Annotated in this window: 8 protein-coding genes; 4 read left to right on the forward strand and 4 right to left on the reverse strand. The window is 41.7% G+C overall.

Annotation, left to right across the window (positions count from 1 at the left end; all coding sequences use genetic code 11):
* Nucleotides 1-27: 27 nt before the first annotated feature.
* The gene (locus DXB43_RS13265; RefSeq protein WP_117840672.1) at nt 28-216 is read right to left on the reverse strand and encodes a type II toxin-antitoxin system HicA family toxin; all 189 of its coding nucleotides are present in this window, start codon (nt 214-216) and stop codon (nt 28-30) included.
* A gap of 487 nt (nt 217-703) precedes the next feature.
* On the reverse strand, nt 704-1,447 hold the full coding sequence (locus DXB43_RS13270; protein WP_158567223.1) for a LytR/AlgR family response regulator transcription factor: 744 nt from the start codon (nt 1,445-1,447) through the stop codon (nt 704-706).
* A 202-nt stretch (nt 1,448-1,649) separates the two neighbouring features.
* Between DXB43_RS13270 and DXB43_RS13275 the strand changes: the two genes are divergently transcribed.
* Entirely contained in the window at nt 1,650-4,427 is a 2,778-nt protein-coding gene (locus DXB43_RS13275; protein WP_117947789.1) for a hypothetical protein, read from the forward strand.
* 148 nt (nt 4,428-4,575) lie between these two features.
* Nucleotides 4,576-5,331: a tRNA threonylcarbamoyladenosine dehydratase gene (locus DXB43_RS13280; RefSeq protein ID WP_117947790.1), complete on the forward strand. Its 756-nt coding sequence runs from the start codon at nt 4,576-4,578 to the stop codon at nt 5,329-5,331.
* A gap of 73 nt (nt 5,332-5,404) precedes the next feature.
* Here DXB43_RS13280 and pckA read toward each other — a convergent pair whose 3' ends face one another.
* Nucleotides 5,405-7,009, reverse strand: a complete 1,605-nt coding sequence (pckA, locus tag DXB43_RS13285; RefSeq protein ID WP_117947791.1) for a phosphoenolpyruvate carboxykinase (ATP) — start codon at nt 7,007-7,009, stop codon at nt 5,405-5,407.
* Nucleotides 7,010-7,353: 344 nt separating this feature from the next.
* Here pckA and DXB43_RS13290 point away from each other — a divergent pair, with 344 nt between their 5' ends.
* On the forward strand, nt 7,354-8,511 hold the full coding sequence (locus DXB43_RS13290) for an exonuclease SbcCD subunit D (RefSeq protein WP_117947792.1): 1,158 nt from the start codon (nt 7,354-7,356) through the stop codon (nt 8,509-8,511).
* Nucleotides 8,508-11,687: an AAA family ATPase gene (locus tag DXB43_RS13295; protein ID WP_117947793.1), complete on the forward strand. Its 3,180-nt coding sequence runs from the start codon at nt 8,508-8,510 to the stop codon at nt 11,685-11,687. Before DXB43_RS13290 ends, DXB43_RS13295 begins: the two co-directional genes overlap by 4 nt.
* Here DXB43_RS13295 and DXB43_RS13300 read toward each other — a convergent pair.
* On the reverse strand, nt 11,679-12,227 hold the full coding sequence (locus DXB43_RS13300) for a TetR/AcrR family transcriptional regulator (RefSeq protein ID WP_117840685.1): 549 nt from the start codon (nt 12,225-12,227) through the stop codon (nt 11,679-11,681). The genes DXB43_RS13295 and DXB43_RS13300 overlap by 9 nt on opposite strands.
* Nucleotides 12,228-12,261: the final 34 nt, after the last annotated feature.

Genomic DNA, 12,261 nt, shown 5'->3' on the forward strand with positions numbered 1-12,261 from the left:
AAGAACCTCCTTTCGATAGAAATTGGATTATCGTAGACCGGCTTCTTTTAAAATTGCCTGTTCTAATCCTTTCTTCAAGTCTTTGTTATGATAAGGAACAATGACGGTTCTATTCGTGATAGGATGAAATAATTTTATGTGAGAACCGCTTTGGCTGGTTATGATAAAACCATGTTTCTTAAGGTAGTTTACCATTTCTCTGGAAGTCATTGGCATATACGCAATTCTCCTTTGATCAATATTATATTAATACGTGTTAATACGTGTGTCAAGAGTGGAATAAACTAAAACAAAAAAGATAATAAAAATGCATGGAATAATCTGAAATAAGAAGATTAAAAGAACTACTTAAAATGATATGCACATAATATGTAAAGAAAAAGAACCAATAATGGTTCTAGTAGAAAACTAACATATAAGAAAGAAACTGTCAATCAAAAAGACAATATCTTTACCCAGAAAAAAGCTGCCCATCGGCAGCTTTTTTTAGGTTATGCAAATCGCATAAAACATATTAACATCCGAGTCTGAATAATTTGCAGATTGTGTTAAATAACTCGGAACAGCTATTGAAATTAAAACACATAGTTTCGTCCTCCTTATTTTCTTTGAAATCATGTCTTAGCTAAGTACAAATGAATTGTAACAAGTCTGTAACATTTTCACAATAGGAGTACATTGGAAACATGGGAAATATCTGGCCTTAGGATAAGCCGGGAGGAGTTGGCTCTTTCTCAAGCTTTGCAAACCAGCTATTAACGGCCTTGCTTACCTCGTCACGTTTACGAAAAGGAATCTGCACAATGGAGTGGTCTTCCATAATAAGGTCGTGCTGTAGAATTCCGGTGACATGATTTAAGTTTACCAGATAGCTGCGGCCAACCGGAAGAAAACAGGCAACAGAGGCAAAGTCTTCGGTAAGCTGTGTCAGGTTTCCGGGAATCGTAAAAGTCTCTGATATAGCGTGCAGCAGGACATTGTGCTGCCCGGTTTCAAAAAAGAGAATATCTGAGTAAGGAAGAGAATATTCCTTCCTACGGACAGAAAAGGTAAATACTTCATTGGATTCCTCTAAAAGCGTATCACAGCGGCTCATGGCATTGAGAAAATCTGTGTGTGAGTAAGGCTTTTGCAGATAGTAAAGAGCATTTACCTCATAGCTTGCCATGGCATGTTCCGTAGAAGAAGTGGTGAAAATAATGCCACCCTCATAGCCCAGTGAGCGAAGGATACGTGCTGTTTCCACACCGTCCTGGTTATTCATATAGATATCTAAAAACAGCAGAGCCGGATAACGCTTTTCTTCCTTATAATATTGAATCATCTCTTCGCCCGAAGAAAAAAGTAGAATCTCCATATTACAATGATGTTTCGTGGCATATGTATTCAGATGATGTTTCAGCCGTAAGGCATCGCTTTCAGAATCTTCGCATAAGTAAATCAGCATAATTATTCTCCTGTATATAAAAAGTAAAAACACCGGATACGAAACAAGTATATCATATTGAAAGAAAATAAAAATCATTTTTTATCGACAATCAGGAAGATAAAATCACAATTTGGAAGAATTGGTTGCAAAATTTTAAGCGTTTTCTTATGATAGAAATTGTGTGAACAAAAGAAATAGAAATAAAAAAAGGAGAGGAAATATGGGAAAAAAACGAAAAAAACGATGTCTGGCATTTTTGATGGCATTGGCTATGATGACAGGCTTATTTATGGGAGATGCTGCCGGACTACTGGTAAAGGCAGAGGATACGCCGGCATCCGTTCAAATAGGAATTACAACATTAGAGACAGGCTGGTATGTGAAGGCGGTGGATCCTCCTTCTACACCGGGACCATCTGCAACGATTCGTGGCGTCGATAAAGTAGGGGAAGAACCGGAAAGTGGTGGTTATATTTATTTTGATAAAGATACGGCAACCATGACTGTATACAATGATATGGAGATTGCTACTTCCGGACCGCAACCGGTGACAGTAACGGATGGAAATCTAACAATTTCCGGGGCGGGAAATCTTACTGTTACAGGAACCTATAGTCCGGCATTTAACTTATCTGGAACCGGTGCTGCCGTTGTCACAAAGGATTTTACCGGAAATTTCAAGGTAACAAGTAATAGTAATGTAATAAACGGTGGCAGCAGATTTGAGATAGATACAACCGGTGATATTACACTGGAAACTGCATCAACGTCTTCAGAGCCAATTGCTTTGAGCAGTGGAGTGGTTGATTTAAGTGGAAAGAAAGTTACGATAACCGCACCATGTGGTATGATTGACAGTGGAGTATCCACACTGAACCTGACACAGACAGAAGGAGACCTTGCATTAAGTTCTGCATCTGATTATTATCCAATTTTCCATGCAGAAAATGTTACCCTGAAAAATACCGGTGGAAAGGTGGAACTGGAAAATACCAGCACAGGGGTGTTGACTGACAGTAATCTTACGATTGAAGCTGCAGGAGATATTTCTTTAAAATCAGCGAAGGGAATAACAAGCAAGAGTAATCCACAGGTGAGCTTAACTTCAACCAATGGGGATGTTACAATTGAACAGACCGCAACCCCTGTCATGGCAAACGGTAAGCTGACGATTCAGGCATTGGCAGGAGCAATAAGCATTTCAACCAATGCGACTGTACCGATGTTTCAGGCAGAACTTGATATAAAGGCAAAGAATGATGTGACACTGAAACAGAATGGAACAACAGATTCATCACTTACCTGGGGCGGAGCCGGTGGAAGTATTGAGAGTACCGATGGGAATATTACAATAGAACAGGAAAGCAGCACATATGTGATTTCAACTTTGAATGCAGTCAGCCTGAATGCAGGTGGAACGGTTACGGTAAAGAGAAATACAGAAGGAACAGCTTTAGGTGATATGATAAGAAGTGTTCCTGCAACAGGTGTAATCCAGCTTGCAGACGGCACAAAGAAAGGAGCCATCGTAGATGGAACCGTATATACTGCCAGCGGATGTACGCATCCAAAGCGTATCAATGGAAAATGTGTTGTATGTGATGACCAGGAGCCGGTGGCAGCTATTGTAGATGCCAACGGAAATGTAACAAATTATAACAGTCTGTCCAATGCATTCCACAATGCCAATGAATACAATACCGTAAAATTATTTGTTGATTATAAGAACAGCAGTGAATCAATTGATTTATCCTCTGTATATAAGGCTGTAAATCTTGATTTGAATGGGAAGAGTTTAACATTAGATGCATTCAATATCATGAATCACTTAAGCGTTTCCAATGGAAAGCTGAACCTGAGTACGCTCAATGATGCAAATACTAGTCTTTCTGATAAATGTACATTAGAAAATGTGGAAGCGGATATCCATGACATAAGTTGGACTGCAAATGGTGGTCTGGAATTAAAGAGCAGTACACTTCATGTAGGTTCACAGGCATCTCCTTGCTCATTCTTTGTAGAAATGATTACAATAGCACCGGATGACGATTCTGTAATTACAGTAGAAAACATGATAAGTGGTCTGGCAAACTATAAAAATGTACCAGCAATGGAACAGGCATTGGACAAATTAATTCCTTTCGGATATTCAGTTTTTGTTGATACTGATATTACAGTACTGGATGAATCCGGAAATCGTGCCAAAAATCTGGTACTTCGTAATAAGAAGCTGGCAGAAGCGGACATTACTTTAAGCCCGGCTGCCTTTGTCTATGATGGCACAGGAAAAGAGCCGGCTGTAACCGTAACGTATGATGGAATGACATTAACTGAAGGAAGGGATTTTACGGTTACTTATGTTGATAATATTGAAGTGGGTGATACAGCTGCAGCAATTATCAGTGGTTCCCGCTTTTTAGACAGTGTAACAAAATACTTCAGCATTACCAAAGCACATCGTGGAGCACCGACAGGACTTACCGCAGTAGCAGAAACCATTGATGGCAAAAATGATGGAAAGATTCGTGGCGTGAATGCGGAAATGGAATACAGTATTGATGGAACTACCTATACTGCAATTACAGAAAATGAATTGACCGGACTTGCCGACGGAACTTATCTGGTACGTTATCAGGAAACACGTAATTATTATGCGTCTTCTGCAACACAGATTGTAGTAGAAAAAGGACTTCCTTCTTCCAACAGCTTAAACCCGTCAAACCCGGGCGGCGGAAATAATCTGGAAAATACACCAGGTGGAAGCACGCCAAATGAAAATAATAATGGAACGACATTAACCGCCGGAAGTAATGTTGTTATAACATTGCCGGGCGCATCTTCGGTACAGACACCGGCAGCAACAACGTCTGATAGCAGCACGCAGGTTAAAACCGGAGACGACAATCAGATATTCCTGTATCTTCTTGTACTGATTGCTGCAGCAGGAGTGGCTGCGGGAGCATATGGCAGATTAAATGCAGGACGCCGTATGAAATAAGTGAAAAGGGATATATCGGAAATAGAAAAGTCATGAAATGAAAAATAAAAATGCTGTACTTTCAGAAATGGGAGTGCAGCATTTTTCTGTTGCAAAGAACATAAGGACGCGGTAAAATGTAGCGTAGTCAAAGAAGAGGAGATAGAAGATGCTGACACAGTTTTCAAGAACCGAACTATTGCTTGGAAAAGAAGCAATGGAAAAATTAAAGAATGCAAAGGTTGCAGTATTCGGAATCGGCGGAGTAGGTGGATATGTCTGCGAAGCACTGGTAAGAAGCGGAGTTGGAGCTTTTGATCTGATTGATGATGACAAGGTATGTCTGACGAATCTCAACCGTCAGATTATTGCAACCAGAAAGACCATTGGAAAATATAAAACAGACGTCATGAAAGACCGTATTTTAGAGATTAATCCGGATGCCAGGGTAGAAGTGCATAAATGCTTTTTCCTGCCGGAAAATGCGGATGAATTTCCTTTTGAAGAGTATGATTATATCGTAGATGCAGTAGATACGGTAACAGCGAAGATTTCACTGGTTATGAAGGCACAGGAGATGAATGTGCCGATTATCAGCAGTATGGGAGCCGGAAATAAGTTAGATGCCAGTCAGTTCCGTGTGGCAGATATTTATAAGACAAAGGTATGCCCGCTGGCAAAAGTAATGCGCCGTGAGTTAAAGAAACGTGGCGTAAAGAAGCTTAAGGTGGTTTATTCCGAAGAGCAGCCAACCAGACCAGTTGAAGATATGGCAATCAGCTGTAGAACCAACTGTATCTGTCCGCCGGGAGCAGCCCATAAATGTACGGAGCGGCGTGATATTCCGGGCAGTGTGGCATTTGTGCCATCTGTCGCTGGACTGATTATCGCAGGTGAAGTAGTAAAGGATCTGGCAGCAAAATAAGAAACAGATAAAGAAAACCGGATGTGGAATCACATCCGGTTTTCCGTTTCTATTGATTTCCTTATCAGGAAAATTATTTCTGAGGACCTGCAGAAACAAGAGCTTTACCAGCTTCATTTCCTTCGTATTTAGCAAAGTTCTTGATGAATCTGTCAGCAAGATCTAATGCTTTTGTCTCCCATTCAGAAGCATCTGCGTAAGTATCACGAGGATCTAAGATGCCTGAATCAACACCTGGAAGCTCTGTAGGAACTTCAAAGTTGAAGAATGGAATCTGTTTTGTAGGAGCGGTTAAGATAGCTCCGCTTAAGATAGCATCGATGATACCACGGGTATCTTTGATGGAGATACGTTTTCCGGTTCCGTTCCATCCTGTATTTACGAGGTAAGCCTTAGCTCCGCTCTTTTCCATTTTCTTAACAAGCTCTGCAGCGTATTTTGTAGGATGCAGCTCTAAGAAAGCCTGTCCGAAACATGCTGAGAAAGTAGGTGTAGGCTCTGTGATTCCACGCTCTGTACCAGCAAGTTTTGCTGTAAATCCAGACAGGAAGTAGTACTGAGTCTGCTCTGGAGTTAAGATAGATACTGGAGGCAGTACTCCGAATGCATCTGCGGAAAGGAAGATGACATTCTTAGCTGCTGGAGCAGAAGAGATCGGGCGGACAATGTTCTTAATGTGGTTGATTGGGTAAGATACACGGGTGTTTTCTGTTACGCTCCTATCAGAAAAATCGATTTTTCCGTTAGCATCTAATGTTACGTTCTCAAGAAGAGCGTCACGTCTGATCGCATTGTAGATATCCGGCTCGGAATCTTTGTCAAGGTCGATAACCTTAGCGTAGCATCCACCCTCGAAGTTGAATACGCCGTTGTCATCCCAACCATGCTCGTCATCACCGATTAAGAGACGCTTAGGATCGGTTGAAAGGGTTGTCTTACCTGTTCCGGAAAGTCCGAAGAAGATAGCGGTGTTTTCACCGTTCATATCTGTGTTAGCAGAGCAGTGCATGGAAGCGATGCCCTTTAATGGCAGATAGTAGTTCATCATAGAGAACATACCTTTTTTCATTTCTCCGCCGTACCATGTATTAACGATAACCTGCTCACGGCTTGTAATGTTGAACATTACTGCTGTCTCAGAGTTTAATCCTAATTCTTTGTAGTTTTCAACTTTTGCTTTAGAAGCATTGTAAACGATGAAGTCCGGCTCAAAGTTCTTTAATTCTTCTTCAGTAGGCTGGATGAACATATTTGTTACGAAATGTGCCTGCCAAGCTACTTCTACGATGAAACGGATAGCCATACGGGTATCTTTGTTAGCACCACAGAAAGCATCTACTACATAAAGTTTTTTGTTAGAAAGTTCTTTGATAGCGATGTCTTTTACAGCACTCCATGCTTCCTCAGATGCTGGATGGTTGTCGTTCTTGTATTCATCAGATGTCCACCATACAGTGTCTTTGGAGTTCTTGTCCATAACGATGAATTTGTCTTTAGGGGAACGACCTGTATAGATACCAGTCATAACATTGACTGCGCCAAGTTCACTTTCCTGACCTTTTTCATAGCCTTCCAGTTCTGGCTTGGTCTCTTCTGCGAATAATGTTTCGTAGGATGGGTTGTAGACAATTTCTGTTGTTCCAGTAATGCCATACTTGCTTAAATTGATTTCTGCCATTTTGTTTTACCTCTTTCCTTTAAATATAGTAATATGATAATCGCCCGCAAAAAGCAGGTTTTTATGATATCTTGACTGAGAAACTATAAATCCTAGTTACGTCATCACAATTATTATACATAAATAAGTCATAAAATCAATAAAAAAACTGCAAAATTTTTGTAAAGTGAAGGAAGTTGAAAGATTTTCCCCCTAAAGAATTAGCCTCCTGCTTAAAAATGCTGCCATATAATTCGGCAGAAGTCCGTTGCGGCAGAACCACAGACAAGCTATAATACAAAGTAAGAGAAAAATATAATCTTACTTTGTAGGATAATCTTGTATAGAAAAGGAGCACATGGGCTATGAAGATATTTCACTTATCCGACCTTCACATCGGATTGAAATTAATGAATCATGATTTAAGGGAAGACCAGGAATATATCCTGCATCAGATTGTAGAGCGGGCCAGAGAAGAAAAACCGGATGCCATTTTGATTGCAGGAGATATTTATGATAAAGCAGTGCCGGCGGCAGAGGCAGTAGAGGTATTCGATCATTTTATCAATGAACTGACGGAGATGGTGCCGGAGGCTGTCCTTATGATGATTAGCGGAAACCATGACAGCGCACCAAGAGTGAACTGTTTCCGAAGCATTTTATCAAGACAGCATTTATATATGATAGGAAAGCCGCCTGAGACGAAAGAGGAATACATTGAGAAAGTGACATTGACGGATAAGTATGGAAAAGTGAATTTTTATCTTCTGCCATTTGTGAAGCCGTCTATGGTAAAGCAGATTGTGGGAACGGATGAAAATGATAACAATCTTTCTTATGATGCAACTTTGCATAAGCTTCTGGAAAGAGAAAATGTAAATGAAGCAGAGCGGAATGTGCTGGTGAGCCACCAGTTCTACTTGCCGGCAGGAAAAGCGGCGGAGGATGTTGAGCGGATGGATTCCGAAATCCGCACCGTGGGAAATATTGATGAAGTGTCTGCGGATGTGTTGGAGCGGTTTGACTATGCGGCATTGGGACATATTCATAAGCCTATGACCGTGGGAAAAGAGTGTTATCGTTACTGTGGAACACCTCTTGCCTGCTCCGTCAGTGAAGCGGGACAGAAAAAGGGCATTGTTATGGTGGAACTGGAAGAAAAGGGCAGGCTTTCCACCGGAGTAATTCCGTTAAAACCACTGCGTCAGGTGCGTATTGTGGAAGGGAAATTAGAAGAAGTATTAAAGCAGCCATCCGATAATTTTGTAACTGTGATTCTTACCGATAAGGTGGATGTCAATGTCTTTGACATGCAGGACCGGCTGCGTCATGCATTTCCCAATTTGCTGGAAATCCGAAGAGAAACGCTGCACAAAGCCAATTACGAAATGGAAAAATTCCGGCATGAGGCAGAGCTTGATGCCTTTTCGCTATGCTGTGAGTTTATTGGAGAGATGAATGAGGAAGAGAGAGAAATTCTTAAGGAAGTCATCAATAAAGTAGAGGAGGAGAGTGAGTTATGAGACCATTAACCTTGGAAATGCAGGCATTTGGGTCCTATGGAGACCGGACGAAAATTGATTTTCGAAAACCATCCCAGAATTTATTTCTGATTACCGGAGATACCGGTTCCGGCAAGTCCACTATTTTTGATGCCATAGCCTTTGCGTTATATGGAGAAGCCAGTTCTACAGCTAATAAAAAAAGTGGAACAGAGCTGCAGAGTCAGTTTGCTACAGCAGGCGCAGAGCCTTATGTGGAATTGAAATTCTGTGAAGGAACAGAAGAAAGCGGCGTCTATACAGTGCGCCGTGTGCCAAGACATGTCCGCCCATTGAAGCGGGGAAGCGGTGAAAAAGAAGAAAGCGAATCCGTTACCTTAATCATGCCGGATGAAATCGTTTATTCGCAAAAGGAAACGAATCAGAAAATCATTGATATTGTCGGGCTGAACAAGGGGCAGTTTATGCAGGTGGCAATGATTGCCCAGGGAGAATTTATGGAACTGCTCCGGGCAAAATCCGATGAGAAAAAAGTGATTTTCCGAAAATTATTCCACACAGAAAAATATGAAAAGATTGCCAATGAATTAGGAGACCGGAAAAGAAAATTAGATGCAGAGATTGCCACAATCCGTACGAAGTTTCATGCCAAAGCTGAGAATGCGGACATACCGGAAGCCTTTGAAGAAGCCGAAGCCCTGTTGGCATTGAAAAAGAAGATGCAGCAGGCGGATGCAAAAGCACCGGAGATGGAACGCTTTTTAGAATTGATGCAGCAATTGTGCCAGTATCTTAAGGAAGAGGGAAAGAAGAAAAAGAAGGAAGCAAAAGAAGCGGAAAAACTGCGGGAGCATTGCCGGAGTGCGTTGCAGGAAGCGGAAAATCTGCAAAAATCCTTTACCCAGATGGAAGAAGCACAGCGGGAGTTAGCACGCCTTTTTGAAGCGGAAGAGGAGATAAAAGAGACTGCCCGGTTAGAGCAGATGATAAAGCTTGCCTATGATGCAAAGCAGCTCTATCAGCAGTATGAAGAAGCGGTAAAGAGGCTGGAGAATTTAAAGGCAGAACAGCAGAAATTAGAAGAAAAGCTGCCGGAGATAAAGAAAGCTTTAAAAGAGGCAGAAAAGGAAAGAAACTTAGCAGAGGCGGAAAAGGAAACACAGCAGAAGAATTACAGTATTATAGAAGAAAAAGTAAATCGCACGAAAGAGGCATTGAAAGAAATAAGAAAAGCCGCACAGGAAGTAGAGCAGAGTAAAGATGCTTTGCAGCAGGCGGAAGAGACGGAAAAAGAGACAAAAGAAAAAAGCACTGTCTTAGAGCAGAATATCGTGCAGTGGAAGAAAGAAGCAGAAGCCTTCGAAGAAATTGAAGTAAGGCAGTTACAGATTACCGGAAAGAAAAATGCTCTTGCAGAAATCGAAGATGCCGTAGCAGAGATTACAGAATCAAAGCAGCTTCTTGGTAAAGAAAAGAAACAGGAGGAACATGCAAAAGAGATTTATCGGGAAGCATCCGGACAGTATCAGGCAAAGCAGCAGGAATACGAAGCATATCGTAAGCGATTTTTCGATGCGCAGGCAGGTATTTTAGCAAAGGAATTAAAAGAGGGAGAGCCATGCCCGGTCTGCGGTTCCATGGAACATCCAAAGCCATGCATTGCGGTAGAAATGCAGGAAGAATTAAGCCGGGAAATGTTAGAAGCTTTAGAAAAAACGATTGCAAAGTTACAGCAGAAGCAGGAAGCGGCATCTACAGAAGCCGGTGCATGCCACGTAAGAAGAGAGAACAGGGAGAAAGAGTTGGCAGAAAGAAAGGAAAAGTGCCGGAATAAAATAGAAGACTTTGGAAAGGAAGCAAACCCGGCAGCCGATAATGAAATAGAACCGTGGCTTGTCGCACAAAAGAAAAAGCTTGCAAAAGAAGAAGAAACACTTTCTCAGGAGATAAAAAAGAAGAAGGAATTGTCTCATAAATTAGAAGAGGCAGAAGCAAAAAAGATTGCACTTCAAAAAGAAGAGACAGAAGCAACAGAAAAGAAGCTATTGGCAAAAGAGCAGTTTGACCGTTGTCAGGCAGCTTACACAGAGCGGAACCGCACCCTTGACTATACATCTGAAAAAGAAGCGGATGAAGTCTTGGCAGAAGCACAGCAGAAGAAGGCTTCTGCAGAAAGTGCATATGCAAAGGCTGATAAAGAAAAGAGCCGTTTAGAGGAAGAGAAAACCGGTACACAGACAGGCATTGTCCGTTGTGAAAGAGAACTTCCGGAACGGAAAAAGGAAGCAGAAGCCAAGCAGCAAAAATATGATTTATATATAGAAGAAAAAGATATTTCCAAACTGGAATGGCAGACTCTGGTGGAGCAGTATTCGATAGATGCCATGGAAGAGATGCGGCAGAAAAGGGAAGATTATCAGAATCAGAAGACGATGTATCAGAGCCGCTATGAGACAGCGAAAGAAACTGTAGGAGAGAAAGAAAAACCGGACGTAGAGAAGCTTTCAGAGGAACTTAAGGCAGCAGAGGAGCAGAGTAAGCTTGCAGGCAGGGCGGCCAATGAGTGGGAGATTTCTAATCAGAAGGATACGGAAATCTTAGAAGCGGTAGAGGAAATATGGAGCGGGCGGCAGCAGGTATTAGAGCAGCACAACCGTATAACACGGCTTTATACTGTCATTTCCGGAAATGTGTCCGGCAGCCGTATGGATTTGGAGACCTTTGTGCAACGCTATTATCTGGAGCGGATTCTTTATGCAGCAAACCGCCGTTTTGAAGAAATGTCAGCAGGACAGTTTGAACTCAGAATGTTTGATGAGAAGAAGGCTGCAGTCGGAAAGAACAAGGGACTTGACCTTATGGTATATTCCAATGTAACCGGAAAAGAGCGGGAAGTCCGTACGCTTTCCGGAGGAGAATCCTTTATGGCGGCGTTATCCATGGCACTGGGCATGGCAGATGAGATTCAGGAAAATTCTGCTGCCATACATCTTGATATGATGTTTATTGATGAAGGCTTTGGTTCCCTGGATGAGCATGCAAGAGAGCAGGCAGTCCGGGTATTAAAAGAGATGGCAGGCGGCTCAAAGCTTATTGGAATCATTTCCCATGTAACAGAATTAAAGCAGGAAATGGAAGACCAGCTTCTTATTACAAAAGATGAAGAAGGAAGCCATGTCCGCTGGCAGTTAAGCTAGCGGATAGGCTCCCTGTTCTAACATTTCCGTCACCATGGAAGCCATAGCGGAAGGATGTTCTTTCATTCCGTTTTGCAGCCATTTTAAGAAAACATTATAGAGCGCACCGGAATAGAAGTAGACTTTATACCGGTGAATATCATTATAAGGCATGTCACCCATATGATTTTCTAATTCCTGATCAAAAAGGTCTAAGTAAATGTATGCAAGACCTGCCTTATATACACTTAAAATAAATTTCTTGTAAGTCTTAAAATACCGGAAAATCAGTAAAATTGCCTCATAGCTGAAAAAGTCATTTTCAAGCTTTTCTGCCCGCTTCCGGTATTCTTCCATAATATCGTCCGTAATTTTAATCAACACTTCTTCCTTGGAATGAAAATTCCGGTAATAGGAAGCTCTTGCTACTCCGGCAGTGGTAATAATATCGGTTACGGATATATCGGAAAATGCTTTGGTGTCCATGAGTTTGGTCAGGGCACGGGCAATCTTTAATTTTACCTGGCGGTTCGCTTCGTATCGTTTGTCTGTTTCTTTCATTTAAATGCTCCTGTTCGTATGTGCTATGGATGTG

This window comes from Roseburia sp. OM04-10BH, from assembly GCF_003462605.1.
In the GTDB taxonomy this organism is placed as follows: domain Bacteria; phylum Bacillota; class Clostridia; order Lachnospirales; family Lachnospiraceae; genus Roseburia_C; species Roseburia_C amylophila.

Bases quoted from the DNA above. Each gene is read 5' to 3' on its own strand.
- DXB43_RS13270 (WP_158567223.1), bottom strand. From the start codon at position 1,447: ATGCTGATTTACTTATGCGAAGATTCTGAAAGCGATGCCTTACGGCTG.
- DXB43_RS13300 (WP_117840685.1), bottom strand. From the start codon at position 12,227: ATGAAAGAAACAGACAAACGATACGAAGCGAACCGCCAGGTAAAATTA.
- DXB43_RS13290 (WP_117947792.1), top strand. From the start codon at position 7,354: ATGAAGATATTTCACTTATCCGACCTTCACATCGGATTGAAATTAATG.
- DXB43_RS13275 (WP_117947789.1), top strand. From the start codon at position 1,650: ATGGGAAAAAAACGAAAAAAACGATGTCTGGCATTTTTGATGGCATTG.
- DXB43_RS13280 (WP_117947790.1), top strand. From the start codon at position 4,576: ATGCTGACACAGTTTTCAAGAACCGAACTATTGCTTGGAAAAGAAGCA.
- pckA (WP_117947791.1), bottom strand. From the start codon at position 7,009: ATGGCAGAAATCAATTTAAGCAAGTATGGCATTACTGGAACAACAGAA.
- DXB43_RS13295 (WP_117947793.1), top strand. From the start codon at position 8,508: ATGAGACCATTAACCTTGGAAATGCAGGCATTTGGGTCCTATGGAGAC.
- DXB43_RS13265 (WP_117840672.1), bottom strand. From the start codon at position 216: ATGCCAATGACTTCCAGAGAAATGGTAAACTACCTTAAGAAACATGGT.